This is a genomic window from Porcincola sp. LCP21S3_C12 (genome assembly GCF_052118625.1).
Lineage (GTDB): Bacteria > Bacillota > Clostridia > Lachnospirales > Lachnospiraceae > Porcincola.
The window spans coordinates 170,741-196,136 of sequence record NZ_JBQKGW010000001.1 but is presented as its reverse complement, the minus strand read 5'-3'; the positions used below and the strand labels follow the sequence as shown (position 1 = coordinate 196,136).

Annotated in this window: 18 protein-coding genes; all 18 read left to right on the top strand. The window is 55.1% G+C overall.

The window, feature by feature from the left end; all coding sequences use genetic code 11:
• Positions 1-67 precede the first annotated feature (67 nt).
• The 18 genes from alr (at position 68) to miaA (ending at position 25,391) form a co-directional block, all read left to right on the top strand.
• Positions 68-1,228: an alanine racemase gene (gene alr / locus ACTQ1N_RS00765; RefSeq protein WP_441953672.1), complete on the top strand. Its 1,161-nt coding sequence runs from the start codon at positions 68-70 to the stop codon at positions 1,226-1,228.
• Positions 1,229-1,333: 105 nt separating this feature from the next.
• Positions 1,334-2,659 (top strand): hemolysin family protein, encoded by a 1,326-nt coding sequence (locus ACTQ1N_RS00760; RefSeq protein WP_441953670.1) that lies wholly within the window; start codon positions 1,334-1,336, stop codon positions 2,657-2,659.
• Positions 2,660-2,678: 19 nt separating this feature from the next.
• Positions 2,679-3,422 carry a YebC/PmpR family DNA-binding transcriptional regulator gene (locus ACTQ1N_RS00755; protein WP_441953668.1) on the top strand — a complete coding sequence of 248 codons (744 nt, stop codon included), beginning with the start codon at positions 2,679-2,681 and terminating at the stop codon, positions 3,420-3,422.
• Positions 3,423-3,487: 65 nt separating this feature from the next.
• Entirely contained in the window at positions 3,488-4,288 is an 801-nt protein-coding gene (locus ACTQ1N_RS00750) for a CFI-box-CTERM domain-containing protein (protein ID WP_441953666.1), read from the top strand.
• A gap of 84 nt (positions 4,289-4,372) precedes the next feature.
• Positions 4,373-5,245, top strand: a complete 873-nt coding sequence (locus ACTQ1N_RS00745; protein WP_441953664.1) for an undecaprenyl-diphosphate phosphatase — start codon at positions 4,373-4,375, stop codon at positions 5,243-5,245.
• Between the two features lie 32 nt (positions 5,246-5,277).
• Positions 5,278-8,298, top strand: a complete 3,021-nt coding sequence (locus ACTQ1N_RS00740) for a DNA translocase FtsK 4TM domain-containing protein (RefSeq protein WP_441953662.1) — start codon at positions 5,278-5,280, stop codon at positions 8,296-8,298.
• 185 nt (positions 8,299-8,483) lie between these two features.
• Positions 8,484-9,368 carry a sulfide/dihydroorotate dehydrogenase-like FAD/NAD-binding protein gene (locus tag ACTQ1N_RS00735; protein WP_441953660.1) on the top strand — a complete coding sequence of 295 codons (885 nt, stop codon included), beginning with the start codon at positions 8,484-8,486 and terminating at the stop codon, positions 9,366-9,368.
• The gene (gene gltA / locus ACTQ1N_RS00730; protein WP_441953658.1) at positions 9,368-10,771 is read left to right on the top strand and encodes an NADPH-dependent glutamate synthase; all 1,404 of its coding nucleotides are present in this window, start codon (positions 9,368-9,370) and stop codon (positions 10,769-10,771) included. Before ACTQ1N_RS00735 ends, gltA begins: the two co-directional genes overlap by 1 nt.
• A 143-nt stretch (positions 10,772-10,914) precedes the next feature.
• Positions 10,915-11,409 (top strand): 23S rRNA (pseudouridine(1915)-N(3))-methyltransferase RlmH, encoded by a 495-nt coding sequence (gene rlmH / locus ACTQ1N_RS00725; RefSeq protein WP_441953656.1) that lies wholly within the window; start codon positions 10,915-10,917, stop codon positions 11,407-11,409.
• A gap of 170 nt (positions 11,410-11,579) precedes the next feature.
• The gene (locus ACTQ1N_RS00720; protein WP_441953654.1) at positions 11,580-13,175 is read left to right on the top strand and encodes a xylulokinase; all 1,596 of its coding nucleotides are present in this window, start codon (positions 11,580-11,582) and stop codon (positions 13,173-13,175) included.
• A 3-nt stretch (positions 13,176-13,178) separates the two neighbouring features.
• Entirely contained in the window at positions 13,179-14,222 is a 1,044-nt protein-coding gene (locus tag ACTQ1N_RS00715; protein WP_441953652.1) for a PhoH family protein, read from the top strand.
• Between the two features lie 2 nt (positions 14,223-14,224).
• Positions 14,225-14,746, top strand: a complete 522-nt coding sequence (gene ybeY / locus ACTQ1N_RS00710; protein ID WP_441953650.1) for an rRNA maturation RNase YbeY — start codon at positions 14,225-14,227, stop codon at positions 14,744-14,746.
• A 110-nt stretch (positions 14,747-14,856) separates the two neighbouring features.
• Positions 14,857-16,068 (top strand): DUF3048 domain-containing protein, encoded by a 1,212-nt coding sequence (locus ACTQ1N_RS00705; protein ID WP_441953648.1) that lies wholly within the window; start codon positions 14,857-14,859, stop codon positions 16,066-16,068.
• 113 nt (positions 16,069-16,181) lie between these two features.
• Entirely contained in the window at positions 16,182-17,852 is a 1,671-nt protein-coding gene (locus ACTQ1N_RS00700; protein WP_441953646.1) for a putative polysaccharide biosynthesis protein, read from the top strand.
• Positions 17,853-17,855: 3 nt separating this feature from the next.
• A complete protein-coding gene (gene miaB, locus ACTQ1N_RS00695; RefSeq protein ID WP_441953644.1) occupies positions 17,856-19,352 on the top strand; it encodes a tRNA (N6-isopentenyl adenosine(37)-C2)-methylthiotransferase MiaB in 1,497 nt (498 codons plus the stop codon).
• A complete protein-coding gene (gene mutS, locus ACTQ1N_RS00690; protein WP_441953642.1) occupies positions 19,339-22,020 on the top strand; it encodes a DNA mismatch repair protein MutS in 2,682 nt (893 codons plus the stop codon). Before miaB ends, mutS begins: the two co-directional genes overlap by 14 nt.
• A gap of 155 nt (positions 22,021-22,175) precedes the next feature.
• Entirely contained in the window at positions 22,176-24,320 is a 2,145-nt protein-coding gene (gene mutL, locus ACTQ1N_RS00685) for a DNA mismatch repair endonuclease MutL (protein WP_441953640.1), read from the top strand.
• Positions 24,321-24,395: 75 nt separating this feature from the next.
• Positions 24,396-25,391, top strand: a complete 996-nt coding sequence (gene miaA / locus ACTQ1N_RS00680; protein WP_441953638.1) for a tRNA (adenosine(37)-N6)-dimethylallyltransferase MiaA — start codon at positions 24,396-24,398, stop codon at positions 25,389-25,391.
• The last annotated feature ends 5 nt before the right edge of the window (positions 25,392-25,396 follow it).

Below are 25,396 nucleotides of genomic sequence, written 5' to 3'. Positions count from 1 at the left end.
TTTTCCGAAAGGCTTCGGGCGGGAAAGAAAGAATCGTCGGGATGTGTATTTGTCGGAGGAGATCGGCATGATACCTAATATGGATATGGATACGGAACGAGGCGGGTACCCTCGTGTGAAGGCGGAGATTGATCTTGGCGCCATCCGGGATAATTTTATGGCGATGAGAAGCAGGCTTCGGGATGACACGAAGATGATTGCGGTTGTCAAGACGGATGCCTACGGACACGGTGCGGTCAGAATCGCAGAGATGATGGAACCCGAGACGTTTATCTGGGGCTTTGCAGTGGCGACGACAGAGGAAGCCGTGGAGCTTCGCCGCGCCGGGATCAGGAAGCCGATCCTGTGTCTTGGCTTTGTATTCCCTCAGGATTATGCGCTGCTGGTTCGGCTTCAGATCCGGCCGGCAACCTTCAAGCTGTCCATGGCACGGCAGCTCTCGGAGGCGGCTTCAAGGGCAGGCATGACACTTCCGGTTCATCTGGCGGTAGATACGGGGATGGGCCGGATCGGATTCCAGGTTTGTGAAGGAGATGCGGACGAGGCGGCGGAGATTGCGAAGCTTCCGAATCTGAAGGTGGAGGGGCTGTTCACTCATTTCGCGCGGGCGGATGAAAGGGACAAGGATTATACGCAGGAGCAGTTCCGGAAATACTGCCGGTTTGAGCAGATGCTTAAGGACAGAGGTGTCAGCATCCCGCTGCGCCATGCTGCCAACAGTGCATCGATCATGGAACTTCCAGGGACACACCTGGACGCGGTCCGCGCCGGGATCACCATCTATGGCATCTATCCGTCCGACGAAGTTGACAGAAGCCTGATGCCGATGAAGCCAGCGATGTCGCTCATCAGCCACATCTGCTACATCAAGAAAGTTCCTGCCGGAACTTCCATCAGCTATGGGGGAACATTTGTGACGGAGCGGGAAAGCCGGATCGCGACCATTCCGGTCGGGTACGGAGACGGATATCCGAGAAGCCTTTCGAACAGGGGCAGCGTTCTGATCCGCGGCAAGCGTGCGCCCATTGTCGGACGGGTCTGTATGGACCAGTTCATGGTGGATGTGACCGACATCGAGGCGGAGGAGTTCGACAGGGTAACGCTCCTCGGACAGGACGGTGAGGATGCGGTGACGGCCGATGAACTCGGGAGACTGTCCGGCAGGTTCCCGTATGAGCTTGTCTGCGACATCTCAAAACGTGTGCCGAGGGTGTACGTGGGTGCGTGATCCCGCTGCCTTGACGGTGATAGGTTTTATTGTTATATTTAAGCTTGCGTCTGCTGGCGGCGGAACCCATACGACCGTCAGCCGGGAAATCAGAGGGAGTTTTCAATGAGCGATGACCTGGGGCCTTTCCCCGGAATACTGATGTTTGTGTTTCTGGCTGCGGCTGATTTTATCTGTTCAGCGTTCAGCGCGGCTGCCTCGGAATTGTCCGATACGGATCTTGAGCGGAGTGGAAACGATTCAGAGGACGAGGACGGGACGGATTTTTCAGACAGACAGAAGACCATATGCAGCGAGCTTGCAAAGATCCTGGACAAGCCGGAGCAAATGATCGGAACTTCCGCCTTCTGGCAGATCCTGACAGCTGTGTGCGGAGCACTGATATTTAACAGCATCCAGGGGGCAGGGGTCTGGCTTTCTATTCTGTGCGCCGTCTTTCTGACTTATGTTTTCGGGAGGGCGCTGCCGGGATACATCGGAAAGGTGCACAGACTCGGCTATATTTTTGCGGTTTATCCGCTGTGGCGGGTGCTTTCAGGCGCCGCACTGCCGTTCACGACTGTGTTTGGATGGGTGGCTGCCTTTCTCGCAAAACTGGCCGCATCCGATCCGGCCCAGATCCGGGAGAAGGTGACCGAGAGCGAGATCATTTCCATGGTCAACGAGGGTCACCAGCAGGGAACGGTTGACGAGGATGAAGCGGAGATGATCCGGAACATCTTCGAGCTGGATGAGAAACAGGCTCAGGACATCATGACGATCCGGGGCAAGATCATTGCGCTGAGCGGAAAAACCCCGCTGGACGATGCAATCCGTCTGATCGTCAAATCACCGAATTCCCGATTCCCGGTATACGACGATTCCATCGACAACATTACCGGAGCTCTCTACATCAAGGATGCCATGTCCTTCCATATGAAGGAACAGTATAATCAGAAAAGCATCCGGGATATCCCGGGACTTCTGCGGCAGGTGAAGTTTGTGCCGGAGACACGCAGAATTGATGAGCTGTTCTCGGACATGCAGAAAAGCCAGGTGCAGATCGCGATCGTCGTCGATGAGTACGGGGAGACGGCAGGTCTTGTGACGATGGAGGATATTCTGGAGGAGATTGTCGGGAATATCTTTGATGAGTATGACAGGGTGGAGCGGCTGATTGTCCCGATTGGGAAGGGAAGATGGAAGATCAGCGGCATGGCGCCTCTCTCCGATGTCGCGAAGACGCTGGGCGCCCAGGAGAATGAAGACTATGAGACCCTGAATGGGTACCTCACCGCGAGACTGGATCATGTGCCGGGACCCGATGACGTAGGAAAGCGCGTCGCAGACGAGGAGAATGGCATTCTGTTCACAGTGAGGGCGGTGCACGGGAATACGATTCAGTGGGCTTTGGCCGAAAAGCAGCAGTCAGACCAGAAAGAAGAAGGTTGAATCAAAGGAGAAGGATTCTATGTCAGGACATTCAAAGTTTGCGAACATTAAGCACAAAAAGGAACGCAACGATGCCGCCAAGGGAAAGATTTTTACAATCATCGGCCGTGAGATTGCCATCGCCGTCAAAGAGGGCGGACCGGACCCGAACAACAACTCCAAGCTTCGCGATGTGGTTGCAAAGGCGAAGGCAGCCAACATGCCGAACGAGACAATCGCCCGCGGCATCAAGAAGGCTGCCGGAGACGCTGACTCTGTCAACTACGAGGAAGTGACCTACGAGGGCTATGGCCCGAACGGCGTCGCGATTGTTGTGGACTGCCTGACCGACAATCGGAACAGGACTGCAGCGGATGTTCGGGCGGCATTCTCAAAGAACGGCGGCAATGTCGGGACACCGGGCTGTGTTTCCTTTATGTTCGATAAAAAGGGTCAGATTATTGTTGATAAGGAGGAGTGCAGCCTCAGCTCCGATGACCTGATGATGGCAGCGCTGGACGCCGGGGCGGAGGACATCAACGAGGAGGAAGATTCCTATGAGATTCTGACCGATCCGAATTCATTCTCAGAAGTGCGTCAGAAGCTGGAGGAAGCCGGCATCCCGATGGCATCCGCTGATGTCACGATGATCCCGCAGAACTATGTCAGCGTCGACAGTGAGGAAGCCAGCAAACAGCTTACCCGTCTGCTGGACACCCTCGATGAGAATGATGATGTGCAGGCTGTCTATTCCAACCTGGAAGAGAACGACAGCGCAGAGTGAGGATAACCCGGAGGCTGATCTTCTGAGGAAACAAGGCCGCCGGACAGGCGGCAGGAGGCATGTTCATGAATGACTATGAAACCGGTATGGCGGGCATGCGGGATGCACTGAAAACGCACGATGCGCTTCTGAATGCATTTTCGCGTAAGCTGTACGCCGAACAGTTCAAGGACTATTACATGAGCCTGATTCCGGCGATGGACGCAATCGAGAACCTGTATGCGGCTGTTGTGGAGAAGGATACGATGCTGGAGAACATGGCGCAGGAGCTGGTGACATCTGCTTCGCAGATGCTTGAGGCGGCGCCAAGGAGAGAGAAAGAGCGTCTGAACATCAATCTCAGTCTTGCCATGGCCGGGTATGTTTTTCCGGCACTTTTGAAATATCAGGGATCGTCCTCAAAGCCACTTGTCGATCATGTTTCAAAGGCCTGGAAGCGGGCGTTCCCGAAGTCGAACCTGACACCGGCAGAATATGACGTGATTGAAAAAGGCTTCCATAAAAAATTCTGTTTTATCACGACAGCCTGCTGCAGGCGGCTGAACCGTCCGGATGACTGCTATGAACTGACCCTCCTGAGAACCTACAGGGATCAGTACATGGCTTTCCTTCCGGATGGGGAGAAACTCATTGAGATGTACTATGATGTAGCGCCGTCCATTGTCAAGCACATCGACCGGCTTCAGGATGCGGACCGTATCTACGACGGGATCTGGGATACTTACATCCAGCCGTGCATCCGCCTGATCGAGAGCGGGAAAAACGAGGAGTGCAGAGCGCTCTACACACAGATGGTGCTGGATCTGAAGAACCGGTATTTCCTGGCAGAACCGGTCCGGACCTGCCCGTCCTCTAAAATCGCCTGAGAAGGGACGCCTTCACAGAAGAAGGCTGTCCTGGCTTCAGGCTGATCCGAAACCTGTCAATGAGTCGGGAAAGGAATCGATCACATGTCAGTTCTTCAGGCTGTTTTTCTCGGAATCGTGCAGGGACTCACTGAGTTTCTGCCGGTCTCCAGTTCCGGGCACCTTGCGATTTTTCAGAATATTTTCCACATTGAGACCGGCAGCAGCGTGCTGTTTGACGTCATGCTCCATGTCGGAACGCTTCTTGTGGTTCTGGTTGTCTACTGGAAGGACATTCTCAAATTGATTGTAGAGTTCTTCAGGATGGTGGGCGATCTGTTTGCCAATCTGGCCATGCTGTTTTCGTCTGGAAGAAAGCAGCCGCGTTACCGCAAAATCGTCCGTACCAACTACAGAAAGTTCGTGGTGCTGATCATTGTCTCAACAATTCCGACAGGCATCATGGGATATCTTGGCAGCAAACTGATCAAGGATGCTTCTGGAACCCTGATCGTTCCGGGAATCTGCCTTCTTATCACAGGTGTGCTGCTTCTGTTTTCTGACAGAAAGACAGACTGCTGGAAGATTCCGAAGGATGTATCCTATGGGGAAGGTGTTCTGATCGGAATCGCCCAAGGGTTTGCGACACTCCCGGGGCTTTCGCGTTCCGGCAGCACGATTGCGGCTGCAACGTTCTGCGGGCTTGACCGCAAGTTTGCTGTGAATTATTCGTTCATCCTGTCAATACCAGCGATTATTGGCGCTGCCGTGCTGGAACTTTCTGATATCTCCTCGGAAGCGGTTACCGGCAGGCTGGTCGGAACTTATGCGGCAGGGATGATTGCGGCAGCGGTTGTCGGTTATCTGGCGATTCGATTCATGCTGCGGATTGTCCAGAACAGGAAACTGAGATATTTTTCGTATTATTGCTTTGCGATCGGGGTTCTCTCGATCATCGGACAGTTTGTGTTCATGTAAACTGTCTCAGCAGGCACAGGAGGGTCTTCTGAATGGCTGATCGCAGAAAGACAGCAGGCAGAAAACAGAGTGCAGCTTCAGGAAGGGCGGGAACGAGTTCCCGCTCTTCTTTGAATGGAAAGAGGAGTACAGCTGCCCGGACCGGAAAATCATCCGGCTCCGGAAAAGCGGCAGCTTCGAAGAAAACAACCGTTCGTCAGACGGGGAAAACGATGCCGCAGTCCAATCCGGCGATGAATACCGAGATTTTCTGCTGGATCCTGCTCGCAGTATCGGTGCTGATCTTTATCAGCCTGTTTGGGATCGGCGGAAAGATCGGAAATGCACTTGGCGGCATCTTTTTCGGATTGATGGGAACCAACGCCTACGTCTTTCCGTTTCTACTGTTCTTCCTGACCCTTTATATCATGGCGAACCGGGGCAGCAGAAGGGCATACGTACAGACAGCTTCTGCCGCGGGCCTGTTTGTAACGGTCTGCGGGCTTCTCGAGCTGATGCTTGTCGGCTGGCGGGAAAGCCACAGTCTGAATGAATACTATGAGGTTGGAATGCAGTACCACCAGGGCGGGGGTCTGATCGGCGGCGCACTCGAGAATCTGTTTTGTCCGACGATCGGTGTGGCCGGGACCTATATTGTGCTGATTGCAGCCACAATTCTTCTCCTCGCGCTGATCACACAGAAAACGCTGTTTGTCTCCGCGGGAAACTGGGGCAGGCAGACGCTGGATGAGAGGCGGGAAATTCTCGCAGCCCGCAGAGAGGCTGAGCGCGCGAGACGCCAGGAGGAACGCGCTGAAAGGCGGGCAGAAGCCATACGGCTGCGCGAGGAGGAAAAGAAGCGTTTTGGAGAGCAGTCCGCCCTGAAGGCAGTACCGGGAGGAAGCGGTGAAGATCCGGATGGTTTGTCCATCTCTTTCTTTGACAGACGCGGGGCGGAAAGGAAGAGAACGTCTGCGGAGGATACGCAGCAGGATCTTTTCGGCGATGTCAGATATGCTGGAAAAAAAGGCAAAAAGGATTTTGCCGTATTCAGCAAGCTCAGCGGGGAGGTGCCGGATGGCCGGAATGCTCCGGTTACTTCATTTGAGAAGGACGACTTGAAGGCGAAGACCGTTTCGTCGGGGGCATTGTACAAAAGAAGCAGAAAGGCGGATGCGCATCAGCTGGAAGGGGTTTCTGATGCCGGAGAAACGGATGATCCGGCATTCGCGGCTCAGGAGCCGGAGCTTGGGGCCGGAGCTCTTTCACCTGATCTTGTGATACACAGGGGAGGGGAAGAAGCGCTGCCTGTCAATGGGGCAGGCAGCCAGATGCTGAAGGAAACGCTGAAGCATGACAGCCGCAGCGCTTCACAGGCCTCCATATCCGGTAAGGAAGCAGCCGGCTCCGGCAGGCTGCCGGATGAGGAACAAGGCCAGGCAGAACCCGGAGCGGTTGTGACAAAAAAGGAAATTGAGGAGGCCGGAGCGTCCAATATCAGAAGGAAGGCAGCCCAGCAGGCGGGGGCGCAGGCCTCAAAGAAAGTATCTGCGCTGGAGGCTGAGCAGGCTGCCGACAATGTCGCGAAAGAAATCGAGTCAAAGGAGGAGGAAGTACAGCCATATGTATTTCCGCCGGTGGAGCTTCTCGAGAGACCGAAGCGCAGTGCGGACAGCCTGACAGATGCGGATCTGAGAGAGACAGCGTCGAAGCTTCAGCAGATTCTTGCGACATTCGGAGTGCATGCCAAGGTGACCAACGTATCCTGCGGACCGTCGGTCACCAGGTATGAGCTTCAGCCTGAGATGGGAACGAAGGTTTCGAAGATTACGAACCTGGCGGATGATATCAAGATGAATCTGGCGGTTACGGATATCCGGATCGAGGCCCCGATTCCGGGCAAGGCGGCAGTCGGGATCGAAGTGCCGAACAAGACGCCTTCCATGGTTTACCTGAGGGAGCTGATCGATTCGGAAGAATTCCGGAAGGCCAAGGGCAGGCTGACGTACGTGGTCGGAAAGGACATTGCCGGGAAAATTGTCGTGTCTGACATTGCGAAGATGCCGCACCTTCTGATTGCCGGGGCAACCGGATCCGGAAAGTCTGTCTTCATCAACACAATGATCATGTCGATTCTGTACAAGTCAGATCCGTCTGACGTCAAGCTGATTATGATTGACCCGAAGGTCGTTGAGCTTTCTGTGTACAATGGCATTCCGTATCTGTTCATCCCGGTCGTCACCGATCCGAAGAAGGCGGCCGGCGCACTCAACTGGGCCGTGTCAGAGATGACGAAGCGCTATCAGATGTTCGCTGAGGTCGGTGTCCGGAACCTGGCCGGCTATAACGCAAAGGCAGAGGCGCTCCAGAAGGCCGGCACCGCCGGTGCGCCGAAGAAGCTTCCGCAGATTGTCATCATCGTCGATGAGCTGGCCGATCTGATGATGGTCTCCGGAAATGAAGTTGAGGACGCGATCTGCCGTCTGGCACAGCTGGCACGTGCCTGCGGGATCCACCTGGTCATCGCAACGCAGCGGCCTTCTGTCGATGTCATCACGGGACTCATCAAGGCCAATATACCGTCAAGGATTGCGTTCGCGGTCTCGTCAGGAACCGACTCGAGGACCATTCTGGACCGCGGCGGTGCAGAGCGCCTGCTTGGAAACGGAGACATGCTCTTCTCACCTCAGAATTATAAGAATCCCGTCCGGATTCAGGGCGCTTATGTTTCAGATGAGGAGATTCAGGAAGTCGTCGACGCCATTAAGGTGGACGGAAATCCCGATCAGATCAAAGAGCGGATGGAGGAAGTTCAGAAGGCAGCTGTCAGCGCGGAGCCGGGAGGCGGAGGAGATGTGGATGAGCTTTTCGCCGAGGCGGGAAGATTTATCATCTCGAAGGACAAGGCGTCCATCGGTATGCTGCAGAGGTGGCTGAAGATTGGCTTCAACCGTGCGGCAAGAATCATGGACCAGCTCTCGGATGCTGAGGTAGTCGGCCCGGATGAGGGGACGAAACCCAGGAAGGTTCTGATGTCAGAGGAACAGTTTGAGAATTATCTGGAAACACATTGAGAAATATTTGTCAATATTGCCATCAGAAGCCTGAAATGATTTAAATATTCGTTTAATATACACAAATTATTCCACATCTGTACTTGATGGAAGTGTTTTTTGGCTATATACTGAACATAATGACATGAGTGTCAACAATACCTTTTGCCACTCATTTATGATTACAGCAGGATGGAGGGAAGGTCATGTACAAGATTCTGAAGGCAGGGAACCTTGCCGGCCCGAATTATGAGATGCTTGTCGAAGCACCGCGCGTGGCACAGCGGTGTCTGCCGGGGCAGTTTGTGATTGTGAAGGTCGGGGAGGAAGGCGAACGGATTCCGCTGACCATCACCGATTATGACAGAGAAAAGGGGACCATTGAACTCGTCTATCAGCCGATCGGGGTCAGTACTTCGAAGCTTTCACAGCTTCACGCAGGCGACAGAATCACAGATTTTGTCGGGCCGCTCGGCCAGCCTTCCGAGCTGACAAGAATGTCGGATGAGGAGCTGAAAAAGCATAAGTTTGTCTTTATCGGAGGCGGGGTCGGGACTGCGCCCATCTATCCGCAGGCCAAGTGGCTCCATGAGCACGGCGTGCAGAGCGATGCGATCATCGGCGCGAAGACAAAGGACCTTGTCATTCTGGAAGACCGGATGAGGGAGGTGGCGAACGTCTTTATCACAACCGATGACGGCTCCTACGGGCGGTGCGGGATGGTGACAAAGTGCCTGGAGGATCTGATCGCAGAGGGCCATTCCTACGATTACTGTGTCTGCATCGGACCGATGATCATGATGAAGTTCACCTGCCTGACCACGAAGAAGTACCAGATTCCGACGATCGTATCGATGAACCCGATCATGGTGGATGGAACCGGTATGTGCGGGGCCTGCCGTCTGATGGTCGACGGGGAAGTGAAGTTTGCCTGTGTCGACGGGCCGGAGTTTGACGGCCACAAGGTTGATTTTGACCTGGCCATGAAGAGACAGACGCTATACAGGACCCAGGAGGGAGAAGCATTTCTGGCCTGGAAGGAAGGGAAAACTCACAGTGGCGGCTGCGGACAGTGCGGAGGTGACAAGTAATGGCTGAGATCAGAGGATTGAAGAGAGTTCCGGTCAGAGAGCAGGATCCGAAGGTCCGTGCAGCTAATTTTGAGGAAGTCTGCCTCGGGTACGATGAGGATGAGGCGGTTGCAGAAGCCGAAAGATGCCTTCACTGCAAAAATCCGAAGTGTGTCGCCGGCTGCCCGGTCAGCATTGACATCCCGGGCTTTATCGCAGCACTGAAGGAGAGACAATTCGAGGAAGCCTACAATATCATCTCACGCTCGTCCTCGCTCCCTGCCGTCTGCGGCCGTGTCTGCCCGCAGGAGACACAGTGCGAGGGAAAGTGCATCCGCGGCATCAAGGGAGATGCGGTCTCGATCGGCAAGCTGGAGCGCTTCGTCGCAGACTGGGCGAAGGCGCACGACAAACATATGCAGTGCTACAGAGGGCGCACGGGACACAAGGTGGCCGTCATCGGTTCAGGTCCCTCGGGTCTGACCTGTGCCGGAGATCTCGCAAAGCAGGGCTACGATGTCACCATCTTCGAAGCGCTTCACCGTGCAGGCGGGGTCCTGGTCTACGGAATTCCTGAATTCCGTCTTCCAAAGGACAGGGTTGTCGCCAAGGAGGTCGAGAATGTACAGTGTCTTGGCGTGAAGCTGGAGACGAATGTCATCATCGGCCGCTCGGTCACGATCGAGGATCTTCTGACAAAGGAGGGCTTTGATGCTGTCTACATCGGATCAGGAGCCGGTCTTCCGATGTTCATGAATATTCCGGGAGAGCAGGCAAAGGGCGTGTTCTCCGCCAATGAATTCCTGACCAGGAATAATCTGATGAAGGCTTACCGGGATGACTATGATACCCCGATTGCCTGTGGAAAGAAGGTCGTTGTCGTCGGCGGAGGAAACGTAGCGATGGACGCAGCCAGGACGGCGCTGAGGCTTGGAGCGGAGGTACATGTGGTGTACAGGCGTTCTGAGGCGGAGCTGCCTGCCAGAAAAGAGGAAGTCCATCACGCAAAGGAGGAGGGGATTCAGTTCGACCTTCTCACCAATCCGGTTGAGATCCTGGCGGATGAGAACGACAATGTCCGAGGAATGCGCGTCATACGCATGGAACTGGGCGAGCCGGATGCTTCTGGAAGAAGACGCCCGGTTCCGGTGGAAGGATCGGAGTATGAGATTGCCTGTGACACGGTGATCATGGCACTTGGGACAAGACCCAACCCGCTCATATCCTCTACGACGAACGGCCTCGAGGTCAACCGGAAGGCTTGTATTGTTGCAGATGAAGAAGGGGCGACGAGCCTTCCAGGCGTGTTTGCAGGCGGAGACGCCGTGACAGGGGCTGCGACGGTTATTCTGGCGATGGGCGCCGGAAAGACAGCCGCAAAGAGCATCGACGCATATATCCGTTCAAAATACGGAGAGTCCTGAGATACGAAGGTGCTTCCGGCAGCGACAGCCGGGGCGTATGGAAAGGGATGGAAACAAACAGACTTTCAGAGGGCGGCTGTTTCGGCACGCCCTCTTTTCCTGTGAAGGCATAAGGACGGACAGAACGAGAAGGGCAGGCAGGGATGAAGATTACAATCCTTTGTGCGGGAAAGTTCAAAGAAGCTTACTGGGAGGCGGCTGCTGCGGAATACCAGAAACGGCTCACCCGGTACTGCAGCCTCCAGGTCATAGCGGTTGCGGACGAGGCAACGCCAGAGCATGCATCCGAAAAGCAGGAGCAGAAAATCCGGGAGAAGGAAGGGGAGCGGATGCTGGCCTGGATGGATAAAAATGTCCAGGGGCCGGGCTGCCGGGTGATTGCGCTTGCAATAAAGGGGAAGCGGATGGATTCCATCGGATTTGCCTCCTGTATTGAAATTGCGCAGAATGAAGGGTGCATGCAGCTGATTTTTGTCATCGGAGGCTCACTGGGACTCTCGGATGCTGTCCTCCGAAGAGCGGATCTGCAGCTGTCCTTTTCGGATTTCACATTTCCCCATCAGCTGATGCGGGTCATCCTGCTGGAGCAGATTTACCGGGCCTACCGGATCATCTGCAGGCAGCCGTACCACAAGTAAGGGATGCGTGAAACCTGAAGCACGCTGCAGGGACTGGGAAAAAAGACCGGGATTTCTGGAAAATGGGCAGGGTATCGTGAGAATTGACGAAAACTGAGCCATATTATACAATGAAAGACAAGTTTTTGACAAAAAACATGAAATACCTGGGAACAGGGAAGGAGCAGATTATGTGCAGTGAAGCAGAAGTCATTAAGGCCGGCAAGGCCGTACTGGGGATTGAGTTTGGATCGACAAGAATCAAGGCAGTGCTTGTGGATCCGGAAAACCGCGTGATCGGACTGGGCACGCACGACTGGGAGAACCGTCTTGTGGACGGGCTGTGGACTTACACCCTTGAGGATATCTGGGGCGGGCTTCAGGACTGCTACGCGAGTCTTTCAGCGGATGTTCAGAAGCGGTATGGGGTTGTCATTGAAAAACTCGCGGCCGTCGGCTTCTCGGCGATGATGCATGGTTATATGGCGTTCGGAAGCGATGATGAACTGCTGATTCCCTTCCGTACATGGAGAAATACCAATACAGGAAAGGCGGCCGCGGCGCTTACAAAGCTGTTCAACTTCAACATGCCGATGAGGTGGAGCACCTCCCACCTGTACCAGTGCATTCTGGACGGGATGGATCATGTGAGAAAGGTTACCTACTATACAACGCTCGCGGGATATATCACATGGGCACTGACAGGCAACAAAGTGATCGGCGTCGGCGATGCAGCCGGCATGTTCCCGATTGACCCGAAGACCCGCGATTTCGATGAGAGGATGATCGGGCAGTTTGACGAACTGGTGAAGGAGTATCATTATCCGTGGAAGCTGCGGGACATCATGCCGAAGGTACTGGTTGCCGGGCAGCAGGCAGGAACCCTGACAGAGAAGGGAGCAAGGCTGCTGGATGTGTCCGGCCATCTTCAGGCCGGTGTGCCGGTCTGCCCGCCGGAGGGGGATGCCGGAACCGGTATGGTTGCCACGAACAGCTGTGAGGTGACGACGGGGAATGTGTCGGCAGGAACGTCCGTCTTTGCCATGGTTGTCATGAAGGAGAATATGAAGAATCTTCATACGGAGATTGATATGGTGACAACGCCGGACGGCGCGCCGGTGGCGATGGCGCACTGCAACAACTGCACATCAGATTTGAACGCCTGGGTCTCCATTTTCAGGGAATTTCTGGAGCAGATGGGCATCGAACCGGATATGAACAAGATTTTCTCAGTGCTGTACAATCATGCGCTTGATGGAGATCCGGATTGCGGCAGGGTTCTTGCTTACAATTATTATTCAGGTGAGCCGGTCACCGGATTCAATGGCGAGGGCAGACCGCTGCTGGTCCGCCGCCCGGATTCTGCATTCAACCTGGCAAACTTTATGCGGGCGAATCTGTATTCTTCCCTGGCCTCTCTCAAAATCGGACTTGACATCCTGCTGAAAGAGGAGCATGTTGAGCTGACAAGACTGATGGGACACGGCGGATTGTTCAAGACGAAGGGTGTTGCTCAGCGGATCCTTGCCGCAGCCGTGGATGCACCTGTCACCGTCATGGACACGGCGGGTGAGGGCGGCGCCTGGGGCATGGCTGTCCTTGCTCAGTATATGATTCAGAAGAAGGATGGGGAGACTCTTCCGCAGTATCTGGATGGCCGTGTGTTCGCCGGTCAGAGCGGAACAACCATCAGCCCGGCGCCGGAGGATGTTGAGGGCTTCAACAGCTTCATCGAGATGTACAAGAAAGGATATCCGATCGAGCAGGCTGCGGTCGAATCGATGTAAATAATGGCATTGGTAGAAAGAGTTGCAAAGGTTCCTGAGGAACTGGAAGGGCAGGTATTCGGACAGTTTGATGCCTGGCTGAAAAAAATTGAGCGGACACTGAATGTGACCGTAATCGCACGGGATTCAGAGCTGAGAGTGATCGGTTCTGAATCCGCCGCAGACGGGGCAAGAAGGGTGCTGGAGGATCTTGCGGCACTCGCCGGGCAGGGCAGCGTGATCACAGAGCAGAATGTCAATTATGCGCTGTCCCTGGCGATGGAGAAGACAGACGGAAGCATTGCAGAGATTGACAGAGAAATCATTTGTCACACCGCGGCAGGAAAGCCTGTCAGCCCGAAGACCTTCGGACAGAAGAATTATGTGGAAGCGATCAGAAGCCATATGATCACCTTCGGCATCGGACCGGCGGGGACGGGCAAGACCTATCTGGCGATGGCGGCAGCGATCACGGCGTTCAAGAATGAAGAGGTCTCGAGAATCATCATGACCCGGCCTGCGATCGAGGCCGGTGAAAAACTAGGCTTCCTTCCGGGAGATCTGCAGAGTAAGATCGACCCTTATCTGAGGCCGCTGTACGATGCCCTCTACCAGATTATGGGGCCGGACAGCTACCAGAAAAATGCGGAGAAGGGGCTCATTGAGGTCGCTCCGCTCGCGTACATGAGAGGCCGGACGCTGGACAATGCCTTTATCATTCTTGATGAAGCGCAGAACACGACGCCGGCGCAGATGAAGATGTTTCTGACACGTGTCGGCTTCGGATCGAAGGTGATTGTGACAGGCGATCTGACGCAGAAGGATCTGCCGTTTGAGTCCCGGTCCGGTCTCGAGGTTGCGGTGGAAGTCCTTTCGAAGATTGATGAAATCGCGTTCTGCCGCCTGACCTCGAAGGATGTGGTACGGCATCCGCTCGTACAGAAAATCGTCCAGGCATATGAGACTTATGAAAAAAAGCATCCGGCGCAGGAGGAGGGCAGGCCGCATTCCGGCAGACGGGATATGCGGGAACACAGCCGCCGTATGCCGGGGAGAGCCAGAGGCTGAACATGACGCTAAACTTTGAAAATGAATCGGACCGGCAGTTTGAATTTGATCCTGAAAAGATTGCTTCCGCTGTCTGCAGGGCAGCTCTCGACGCGGTCGGATGCCCCTATGAAGCGGAGGTGTCGCTGCTCATCACGAATGGAGAAGAGATCCGCGAGATGAACCGGACATACAGAGGAATCGACAGGGAGACAGACGTGCTCTCCTTTCCGCTTCAGGAATATGATGCGCCCGGCTCATTTGACCGGTTTGAAGAACCGGAGATTCAGAGTGATGCCTTTGATCCGGATTCGGGGGAACTGCTGCTTGGGGACATCGTCATCTGTGCGGACCGGGTAGCCTCGCAGGCGAGGGAGTACGGACATTCGGAGAAGAGGGAATTTGCTTTCCTGGTGGCGCACAGCATGCTTCACCTGACCGGCTATGACCATATGGAAGCGGAGGAGCGGGAAGTGATGGAAGAAATGCAGCGGAAGATCATGGACATGGTACAGATTCCGAGAGACTTCCAAAATCCCGCCTGATGTTGTATACTGCCGTTTGGCAGCGGCAGGTTTTGAGAGATATTCATTCATTGCTGTTTCCTGCCGGTTTCAAACCAGAGTTCCGGTTTTCCGGAAACGAAAGGAGTTTTATGAAAAAAAGAGAATTATTCAGCTTTCTCACCGCTGGTGTGATGGCGCTTTCCATGCTTGGCGGGTCTGTCTATGCAGAGGATGCGGCAGCTGACAGTACAGCGGCAGCCGACAGTACGACGGCAGCTGACGACTCTTCCTCCGGGATGGTTCAGAGTTATCTGACAGGCAAGCAGGTTCCTGCTTCCTACGGAAGAAAGAGACCGCTTGCAATCATGCTTGAGAATACGCCGGATGCACTTCCGCAGTTTGGAATTGAGAATGCCGATGTCGTCTATGAGGCGATGGTTGAGGGCTCCATCACCAGGCTGATGGGCATATTCGAGAACTATCAGGATGTGGACCGGATCGGGACGGTTCGTTCCTGCCGCCCGTACTATGTCTACTTTGCACGCGAGTTTAATGCGTATTATGCACACTACGGACAGGTCATCTACGCCGTCCCGGTTCTGCAGCTTCCGACAACGGCAGACATCGCAGGACTGCCTTATGGGGAGGACGGTCAGAACTATACGCTCAATGATGGTTCCGCGGCATTCTACCGGATAGACGACCGCTCGGCGCCGCACAATGTCGCGACAGATTATTCGAGAATCCAGAGTGTTGTGCAGAGCAGCGGCTGGTCCACGGACTATGCAAGCGGCTACAGCGGGCATTATCAGTTTGCACAGGACGGACAGGAGGTCAACCTGGACAACGGGCAGATCGCGAAGGTCGTAATCCCTGGCTTTATCTACAATCACGCAAGGTTTGACTACAACGAGTCTGACAAGCTGTATTATCGTTCTGAATTTGGAAGCGCCCAGGTGGACGGGACGACCGGCAACCAGCTCGCCTACAAGAACATCATCATTCAGGAATGCCCGTCGACGATGTTCGATGAAAAGTATCTGTGGACAGACCCGACTGGAAACGGACAGGGCGGAAGCGGCTGGTATATCACGAACGGACGGGCTGAGAAGATTACCTGGCAGAAGGAGAACTGGAGTGCGGATGATCCGGTCGAGACGACCATCAGTTCTGCGAATGTCGCCTTCGACGTCAGGGAATGCGATTTCAATGTAACCCGCTACTATGATGAAAACGGGAACCAGATCACACTGAATCAGGGGAAGACGTTCGTCGAGATTGTCAGGAACCAGGATGATCCGCTGGTCGTGCTTTCGGATGACCCGAATATTGATACTTCCATCATCGATTCCCTCGGCTGACCGGTTGACGGCCTGTCTTGACAGGCCAGATTCGGAGGAGGGACCATGGCGCGCAACCCGGGAAGAGGGACAAAGTCTGTCTTCCCGGGCATATTGATAGTTGAGGTTATAGTGTGAGTAAGCCAAATGACAAGTCCGGCGGAATGACAAAGGCCGTCCTGGTGCAGGGAACCATCCTTGCGGCCGCTTCGATCATCGCGAAGATCATCGGCCTGATCTACAGGATTCCGCTGACCAACATCCTCGGGGATGACGGAAACAGCTATTATTCCACAGCGAACGAGATTTACTCGATCATTCTGATGGTCTCGTCGTTCAGTCTTCCGCTGGCAGTATCGAAGCTGATGAGTGAGCGGCTGCACAGGGGCTATACGAGAAGCGCGTACAAGGTATTTCTCTGTGCGATGCGGATTGCTGTGATGGCAGGCGTCATTCTGGCTCTCATCACTTATCTGTTTGCCGGAATCATCACAAAGAATGTGATGAACCTGGAATATGCCAAGTACGGACTGAGGGTACTGGCACCGGCGATTCTGATTTTTGCCATCACGGGAACGTTCAGGGGCTTTTTTCAGGGCTTTTCCAACATGGTTCCGACCGCGGTATCCCAGCTGATCGAGCAGGTTGTGAATGCGGTTGTCTCCCTGTATGGTGCCTACGTGATGGTGGATTACGGACGGCAGCTTGCGAAGGAACGCGGGGATGATCTTCTTGGGCCCTCCTGGGGAGCTGCGGGGGCGACCTTCGGAACGGTTGCAAGCGTGACAGTTGCCATGATTGTCATGATGGTCATGTACACTGCTTTCTTCAGAAAGTTCAGAAAGCAGCTTCGGGAAGACCACAGCGGGCACCGGGAATCATCCAGAACCATTTATCGGGCGCTGATCCTCACAATCCTGCCGATTGTACTCTCGACGCTTGTCTACAACATCTCCAATGTGCTGGACCAGGGAATCTTCAACGCGGTTCTCAAGAGTCAGGGCTACACAGAGAAGCAGTATGCGACGATCTGGGGCATTTACTCCGGGAAGTTCCGTGTCCTGATGAACGTACCGCTTTCTCTGGCGTCATCTCTTGGCCCGGCAGTTGTGCCGTCTCTGACGGCTGCCATCGCGTCCGGAGACAAGAAGAGTGCCGTGCGGACGGTACACTCCTCGACACGATACACGATGATCATCACGATTCCCTGCGCACTTGGCATGGCGGCACTGGGCGGACCGATCATCGAGATGCTGTTTCATCCAAAGACCGGCGTTCCGCTCTCGGCCGGAATCATGCAGGCCGGCGCGCTGGTCATCATCCTGTACTCCCTCTCGACACTGACAACAGCCATTCTCCAGGGACTTGGAAAACTCCGGGAACCGCTGATTCACAATGTCATTGCGCTGGTGATCCATACGGTTGTACTCTATATCATGCTTCGCGTGCAGAACCTGAACATCTACGCGGTTCTCTATGCGAATGTGATCTTTGCTCTGATTGTATGTATCCTGAATGCGCTGAAAATCCAGAGGTTTATCTTCTACAGGCAGGAGTACCGGAAGACATTCATCGTGCCGGCAGCCGCATCCATCATCATGGCGTTTGCGGCTTATCTCGCGTATCATCTGTTTCATATGCTGGCCGGCAATTCGATATCCACGATTCTTGCAATCCTGGTCGGCATGATGGTCTATGCCATCGCGCTTGTGGCATTCAAGGGATTGACGAAGGATGAGATTTTAAAGTTCCCGAAGGGGCAGCTGGCAGTAAGGCTGTTTCAGAAGATGGGACTGATGAGGTAAGACATGAACGGAGTTTTTGAGTCCGAAGAATTTCGGAGACTGATCCAGCATACAGATTTGGAAAAGGAGCCGCCCGAGGAGGACGGCTCCGCGCGTCAGGCGTACTTTCTGAAGGAAGCTTCAGACCTGATCCGGGAGAAGGAAGAAAGGCTTGGCAGACGGATGAAGGCCTGCGTTGTCACATTCGGCTGTCAGATGAATGAGCGCGATTCCGAAAAGCTGCGCGGCATCCTGGCACTGGCAGGCTACGAGATGACAGACAGTGAAGATGCGGATCTGGTTCTGTACAATACCTGTACGGTCCGGGAGAATGCCAATATCCGTGTTTACGGCCGGCTCGGGGGGCTCTCCGCATACAGAAAAAAGAACCCGGAGATGATTGTCGGGCTGTGTGGATGCATGATGCAGGAGCCGGATGAGATCGAAAAGATCCGGAAGGATTTCCGCTATGTGCGTCTGGTCTTCGGCACGCATAATCTGCACCGCTTTGCCGAGCTTCTGGTGCGTGTCCTGCTCTCGGACAAAGGAGAGCAGGTGATCGAGGTTGCGGGGAAAGATGACCATATCGTCGAGAATCTGCCGGCGGAGAGAACGTATCCGTTCAAGTCCGGCGTCAATATCATGTTCGGATGCAACAATTTCTGCACCTACTGCATCGTTCCCTATGTCAGGGGACGGGAAAAGAGCAGAAAACCGGAGGACATTGTCCGGGAGATCACGGAGCTTGCCCGGGATGGCGTGAAGGAGGTCATGCTGCTGGGGCAGAATGTCAACTCCTATGGGAGAGGGCTTTCGGAGCCCTGCAGCTTCGCTGAGCTTCTTCAGATGGTCGAGAAGGTCGACGGGATTGAGCGGATCCGTTTCATGACATCCCACCCGAAGGATTTATCGGACGATCTGATCGAAACCATGAAACATTCCGAAAAGATCTGCCGTCACCTGCACCTTCCGCTGCAGTCGGGGTCAGACCGGATCCTTTCAGCCATGAATCGTCACTATACCAGCGAAGTCTACCTGAAGCTGGCTGAAAAACTGAGGCGGGAGATGCCGGATCTGTCTCTCACGACGGACATCATTGTCGGCTTCCCGGGTGAGACGGAGGAGGATTTTCAACAGACGCTGGATGTTGTCCGGAAAGTCCGCTATGACTCGGCATTTACATTCATCTACAGCAAACGAAGCGGGACGGCTGCCGCCAGGATGGAAGACCAGGTCCCGGATGAGGTGGTCCATGACCGCTTTGACAGGCTGCTGAAGGAAGTACAGCAGATCGGACGTGAGGAGACCTCCCGGTTTGAAGGGCAGACACTGCGGGTGCTCGTCGAGCGGGTGAACCGGGAGGATGGCAGCCTTATGACCGGGCGTACATCGCAGAATACGGTCGTGCATTTTCCAGGTGATTCCTCTCTGATCGGGCAGATTGTGGATGTCCGGCTGGATTCGTGCAGAGGATTCTACTATATCGGAACCATGACGGGAGGCAACCATGCTGCTGGATGAGATTGACTATGACAAACTCTCCCCCATGATGAAGCTTTATGTCGAGACGAAAAGGCAGGTTGCAGACTGCATCCTGTTTTACCGCCTCGGCGATTTTTATGAAATGTTCTTCGATGACGCGGTGATGGTCTCGCAGGAGCTTGGGCTGACGCTGACCGGGAAGGAATGCGGCCTTCCGGAGCGGGCACCCATGTGCGGTGTCCCGCATCATGCCGTCGAATCCTATCTGAATAAGCTTGTTCAAAATGGTCACAAGGTCGCGATCTGCGAACAGGTGGAGGATCCGAAGAAGGCTGTAGGACTGGTGAAGCGGGAGGTTGTCCGGATTGTGACCCCGGGGACAAACCTGGACACGGATGACCTGGATGCCTCCCGGAACAATTATCTGATGTGCGTGTTCTGCCTGGGAGAGAAAAGCGGAATTGCGACGGTCGATATCACAACCGGCACCTTCCTTGTGACAGAGACCGATTCCAGGCGAAAGCTCCGGGATGAGATTCTGAGGTTTTCACCGGCGGAGATCATCTGCAACGATGCGTTCGAGCTGACGGGGCTGAATCTTCAGGAGATCAAGGACCAGACCGGCGCGACCATCTTCACGCTGGATTCCACCTACTTTGATGATGAAGAGTGCAGACAGTCGATCAAGGACCATTTCCATGTCGGAAACCTTCAGGGGCTTGGTCTTGCGGACATGGATGCGGGCGTGGCGGCGACAGGCGCGACGCTGCGGTACCTAACGGAGACGCAGAAGACAAAGCTTGAAAACCTGACGTCGATCGAGCCCTATTCGATCGGAAAGTACATGGTGCTCGATTCCTTCACAAGGAGGAACCTGGAGCTGACGGAGACGCTGCGGGAAAAGAACCGGAGAGGCTCGCTTCTCTGGGTGCTGGATAAAACGAAGACGGCGATGGGGGCGCGGCTGCTTCGTTCCTTCCTCGAACAGCCGCTTGTGGACAGCGAGGAGATCGAGGCCCGGCTGACGGCAGTCGAGGAGCTGAACCAGAACGCCATCACCCGGGAGGAACTGCGGGAATATCTGGGACCCGTGTATGACCTGGAACGGCTGATCTCCAGAATCGCCTTCATGACGGCGAACCCAAGAGATCTGATTGCCCTGAAAACCTCGCTTGGCATGGTTCCGGCGATCCGGACAGCGCTTCAGGAATTCCAGTCGCCGCTTCTTTCTTCCATTCGGGAGGAAATCGACCCGCTGGAGGATGTCTGCGGGCTGATCGGGAAGGCCATTGTCGACGATCCGCCTGTCTCCGTGAGGGAGGGCGGATTCATCCGCGAGGGATACAGCGAGGAGGTCGACCATCTCAGATCGGCGAAGACGGATGGAAAACAGTGGCTGGCAGACATCGAAGCCCGGGAGAAGGAGCGGACCGGCATCCAGAAAATGAAAATCCGCTACAACAAGGTCTTCGGCTATTATCTGGAGATTCCGAACAGCTACCGCGGGGAGATTCCCCAGGATTATATCCGCAAGCAGACGCTGGTGAACGCGGAGCGTTACATCACACCGGAGCTGAAAAAGCTGGAGGAGACCATCCTGGGGGCCCAGGACCGGCTGGTGCAGCTGGAGTATGATCTGTTCGTGGATCTCAGAAATAAAATCTCCGACTGTACGCTGCGGATCCAGCAGACCGCAAAGGCACTGGCCCAGACGGATGTATTCTGTTCTCTTGCCGCCGTTGCGGAGCGCAACCGTTATGTCCGTCCGAAGATCAACACCCGCGGTACCATCGACATCCGGGAAGGCCGCCATCCGGTTGTGGAGCAGATGATGTCCTCCGGGGAATTCATCCCCAATGACACCGTGCTGGACAATCATAAAAACAGGGTCAGCATCATCACCGGCCCGAATATGGCCGGAAAGTCCACCTATATGCGGCAGAGCGCCCTGATTGTGCTGATGGCGCAGATCGGAAGCTTTGTTCCTGCCAAATCGGCGGATATCGGCATCGTCGATCGGATCTTCACGAGGGTTGGCGCTTCCGATGACCTGGCGAGCGGTCAGTCCACCTTCATGGTGGAAATGAGCGAGGTGGCGAATATTCTGCGCCAGGCGACGAAGAACTCTCTTCTGATCCTCGATGAGATCGGGCGCGGGACATCCACCTACGACGGTCTCTCGATTGCCTGGGCAGTTGTCGAGCACGTCGCTGACACAAAGAAGCTCGGTGCCAAGACACTGTTCGCCACCCATTACCATGAGCTCACGGAGCTCGAGGGAAAGATTCCCGGCATCAACAACTACTGCATTGCGGTCCGTGAGAAGGGTGATGACATCGTGTTCCTCAGGAAGATCGTGCGCGGCGGAGCGGATAAAAGCTACGGAATCCAGGTCGCAAAGCTGGCCGGTGTGCCGGACGACGTCATCAGTCGTGCGAAGGAGCTGGCAGCGGAGCTGTCGGACAGCGACATCACCGAGAAGGTACAGGAGATCACGGAGACGGACGACGCTGAGAAGCCGAAGAAAAAGCGCCATAAGGTGGACGAGGTGGATATGAACCAGATGTCGCTTTTTGATACGGTCTCGGATGCGGATATCGTGAGGGAACTGATGGAGATCGATGTGACGCACCTGACACCGCTCGATGCGCTCAACACGATCTATGCGCTCCAGAACAAGATGAAGAACCGCTGGAACGGAGCCTGAGCAGATCGTTGTCCTGCAGCATCCGGGGCCGGGTGCGCAGGTCTTTTCAGGGGAAGATTCGAGTGATACCGGGATGGCCTGACTGCACAGAAGCGAGGAATCAGGTCATCCGGTCATCCGGAGTGAGACAGAAATCAGGACGAAAGGAGGGCGTCATGGCGGTCATCCATCTGCTGGAGCAGGCGACAATTGACAAGATCGCAGCCGGGGAGGTCGTTGAAAGGCCGAGGAGCATCGTGAAGGAGCTGACAGAGAATGCCATCGATGCCGGGGCAACCGCCATTACGGTGGAGATCCGAGACGGCGGCATTACGATGATCCGGGTGACCGATGACGGGGGCGGGATCCCGGCGGACCAGGTCCGCACCGCGTTCCTGCGCCATGCCACCAGCAAAATCGAGAAGGTCGATGATCTGACCAGCATCCGGTCCTTCGGGTTCCGCGGCGAGGCGCTCTCCAGCATTGCAGCTGTAAGCCGCGTGGAGCTGATTACAAAACCGCAGGAGAGCCTGGTCGGAACCCGGTACCGCATTGAGGGCGGGATCGAGACCGGTATGGAGGAGATCGGAGCTCCGAACGGATCCACATTTGTCTGCCGGGACCTGTTCTACAATACGCCGGCCAGACGGAAGTTCCTGAAGTCGGCTCAGACGGAGGCAGGGTACATTGCGGAGTTTGTCGAACGGCTTGCGCTGTCCCATCCGGAGCTGGCCATCAAGTTCATGGCCAACGGGACGACAAAGCTGGCTACCTCCGGCAATGGAAAGCAGGCGGACGTCATCTACCGTATCTTCGGGCGGGAGATCAGCGGCAATCTGATCGAGGTGGATCAGACCGACGAGGCGACCGGCATGCACCTTCACGGGTTTCTCGGCAAGCCGCAGATTTCAAGAGGAAACCGGACATACGAAATCTACTATGTGAACGGACGGCTGATCGCAAGCAATATTCTGTCAAAGGCGGCGGAGGAAGGCTACGAGACCTTCCTGATGCAGCATCGTTTTCCTTTTCTGATTCTGGCACTGGATCTCGATGGAACGCTGGTCGATGTCAATGTCCATCCGGCCAAGGCGCAGGTCCGCTTTGCGGACGGCCCTGCGGTATACAATTTCGTAAAGACAGCGGTGAAGGGGGCACTGACGCACAGGGAGCTGATCATCCGCACCAGTTTCGGGAAGGAGGATCACGCCAAAGAAGCAAAAAAGCTGGCGCAGGAAGTGTTGAAAAAGGAGACGGCTCCGGAACCGTTCGAATTTCAGCGAAGGCAGCAGCTGGCGGAGGAAACAAATCCGGGATGGAAGGCGCAGGAAGCTTCATCTGCGTGTTTGGCTGACAGCCCGGGGGCAGATCATAGAAGAGAGGGAACCGCAGCGGCCCCGGGAGCAGGTAACGGCTACAATTTCCAGAAACTGCGGGAAGAGCATCCGGCTGCGGCGGACTCCCCTTACAGTGCCATGTACCCGGGCATATCCGGGCAGCGGGAGGAATCGGCCAGACGGAGCAGGCTGGCTGAAGGAAAAAACTTTCTGGACCAGGCGGCTGCGTTTCTGGACGCCCATCACAATTTCCAGGGCGGAAAAGACAGCCGTCAGGTGGAAGAATCAGAAAAGAAGGCTTCTGCAGGATCCGCCTCAGGAGAGGACGCCGTCACAGGGAGACAGGTGACGCTCGAGGAGCTTGCGCCGGAGGATGACAACGCATTTTTCCTGTCAAAGGAGCATGTAAAAGAGCACCGTCTCATCGGTCAGGTATTTGATACCTACTGGATTGTGGAATTCAGAAACAGTCTCTATATCATCGATCAGCACGCGGCCCATGAGAAGGTCATGTTCGAGCGGCTGATGAAGCGCTTTCGTGACAAGGAGGCGGCTTCCCAGCGGCTGAGTCCTCCGATTATCGTCTCGCTGACGATGGCGGAGGAAGATCAGCTGAGAGCGCACAGAGATACATTTGAGCAGCTGGGATTTGAGATCCGGCCGTTCGGCGACAGGGATTACGCGATCTCGGCTGTCCCTCAGGATCTGTTCGGACTGACAGAAAAGGAGTTTTTCCTGGAGATGCTCGATCAGCTGTCACCGGATACCGGGAAGACATCGATGGAGGAAGTGACGGCGAGGATTGCGACCATGGCCTGCAAGGCAGCTGTCAAGGGCAACACGAGACTGAGCACGCAGGAGGCGGATGCGCTGATTACGGAGCTGCTCTCGCTGGAGGATCCATACAACTGCCCGCATGGACGTCCGACCATCATCTCCATGACAAAGAGCGAGCTTGAGAAGAAGTTCCGGCGAATTGTCTGATCTTTGGCAGAGAAAAGGGTGAAGGGCAGGAACGGCGCGGACAGTCGGAAGGCCAGAGGCTGAAAGGAAAGGAATATGGGGCAGGAAGAGGAAAAGAAAAAACTGATCGTGCTGACGGGGCCGACTGCCTCAGGCAAGACAGAGCTTTCCGTCCGTCTGGCAGAGAAGATCGGCGGGGAGATCATATCTGCAGATTCCATGCAGGTCTACCGGGGGATGGATATCGGCTCCGCGAAAATCCGTCCGGACGAAATGCGGGGTGTTCCGCACCATCTGATCGATGTTCTGGATCCGGATGAGCCGTTCGATGCCGCGCTTTTCCAGCGGCTGGCGAAAATGGCGATGGACGGAATCTGGTCCCGGGGGCATATCCCGATCCTGACCGGGGGAACAGGGTTTTATATCCAGGGCGTCGTCTATGACGTTGATTTTACAGAGAATGACGGGGATATGAGCCTGAGGCGGGAGCTTGAGGCGATTGGAAGAGAACCTTCGGGGAAAGAGCGGCTGCACGAGATGCTCAGGGAGGTGGATCCCGATGCGGCAGAGCAGATTCATCCAAACAATGTAAAGCGGACGATCCGTGCCATTGAGTACCATCAGCAGACCGGGCAGACGATGTCAGCCCATAACCGTGAGGAGCGAAACAAGACGTCCCCCTATCGATTCGTCTATTTTGTTCTCGAGGACGAGCGGGATGAGCTCTACCGCCGCATTGATCAGCGCGTGGAACAAATGATCCGGCAGGGGCTTGAGAAAGAGGTCAGAACGCTTCGGGCAGGGGGCATCACCAGAGAAATGACGTCCATGCAGGGGCTTGGATACAAGGAAATGATGGATTATCTGGACGGGCTGATTCCTTACGAGGAGGCTGTCCGCAGGATAAAGCGGGATACCCGGCATTTTGCCAAGCGCCAGCTGACCTGGTTTCGGCGTGAGCGGGATGTGACATGGATCCGGAAGCAGGACTATGGGCGGGATCCGGACAGAATCCTTGCGGCGATGCTCGATATCCTGCAGCGCCGCGGTATCATTCAGATAGAAGAACAAAAGGAGGACATGGGAAAGTGATACAA

What these genes read in the sequence shown, in the direction of transcription:
- miaA (WP_441953638.1), top strand. Translation starts at nt 24,396, where the DNA reads ATGGGGCAGGAAGAGGAAAAGAAAAAACTGATCGTGCTGACGGGGCCG.
- ACTQ1N_RS00735 (WP_441953660.1), top strand. Translation starts at nt 8,484, where the DNA reads ATGTACAAGATTCTGAAGGCAGGGAACCTTGCCGGCCCGAATTATGAG.
- miaB (WP_441953644.1), top strand. Translation starts at nt 17,856, where the DNA reads ATGAACGGAGTTTTTGAGTCCGAAGAATTTCGGAGACTGATCCAGCAT.
- rlmH (WP_441953656.1), top strand. Translation starts at nt 10,915, where the DNA reads ATGAAGATTACAATCCTTTGTGCGGGAAAGTTCAAAGAAGCTTACTGG.
- mutL (WP_441953640.1), top strand. Translation starts at nt 22,176, where the DNA reads ATGGCGGTCATCCATCTGCTGGAGCAGGCGACAATTGACAAGATCGCA.
- ybeY (WP_441953650.1), top strand. Translation starts at nt 14,225, where the DNA reads ATGACGCTAAACTTTGAAAATGAATCGGACCGGCAGTTTGAATTTGAT.
- ACTQ1N_RS00745 (WP_441953664.1), top strand. Translation starts at nt 4,373, where the DNA reads ATGTCAGTTCTTCAGGCTGTTTTTCTCGGAATCGTGCAGGGACTCACT.
- ACTQ1N_RS00720 (WP_441953654.1), top strand. Translation starts at nt 11,580, where the DNA reads ATGTGCAGTGAAGCAGAAGTCATTAAGGCCGGCAAGGCCGTACTGGGG.
- ACTQ1N_RS00705 (WP_441953648.1), top strand. Translation starts at nt 14,857, where the DNA reads ATGAAAAAAAGAGAATTATTCAGCTTTCTCACCGCTGGTGTGATGGCG.
- ACTQ1N_RS00755 (WP_441953668.1), top strand. Translation starts at nt 2,679, where the DNA reads ATGTCAGGACATTCAAAGTTTGCGAACATTAAGCACAAAAAGGAACGC.
- ACTQ1N_RS00740 (WP_441953662.1), top strand. Translation starts at nt 5,278, where the DNA reads ATGGCTGATCGCAGAAAGACAGCAGGCAGAAAACAGAGTGCAGCTTCA.
- alr (WP_441953672.1), top strand. Translation starts at nt 68, where the DNA reads ATGATACCTAATATGGATATGGATACGGAACGAGGCGGGTACCCTCGT.
- gltA (WP_441953658.1), top strand. Translation starts at nt 9,368, where the DNA reads ATGGCTGAGATCAGAGGATTGAAGAGAGTTCCGGTCAGAGAGCAGGAT.
- ACTQ1N_RS00750 (WP_441953666.1), top strand. Translation starts at nt 3,488, where the DNA reads ATGAATGACTATGAAACCGGTATGGCGGGCATGCGGGATGCACTGAAA.
- mutS (WP_441953642.1), top strand. Translation starts at nt 19,339, where the DNA reads ATGCTGCTGGATGAGATTGACTATGACAAACTCTCCCCCATGATGAAG.
- ACTQ1N_RS00760 (WP_441953670.1), top strand. Translation starts at nt 1,334, where the DNA reads ATGAGCGATGACCTGGGGCCTTTCCCCGGAATACTGATGTTTGTGTTT.
- ACTQ1N_RS00715 (WP_441953652.1), top strand. Translation starts at nt 13,179, where the DNA reads ATGGCATTGGTAGAAAGAGTTGCAAAGGTTCCTGAGGAACTGGAAGGG.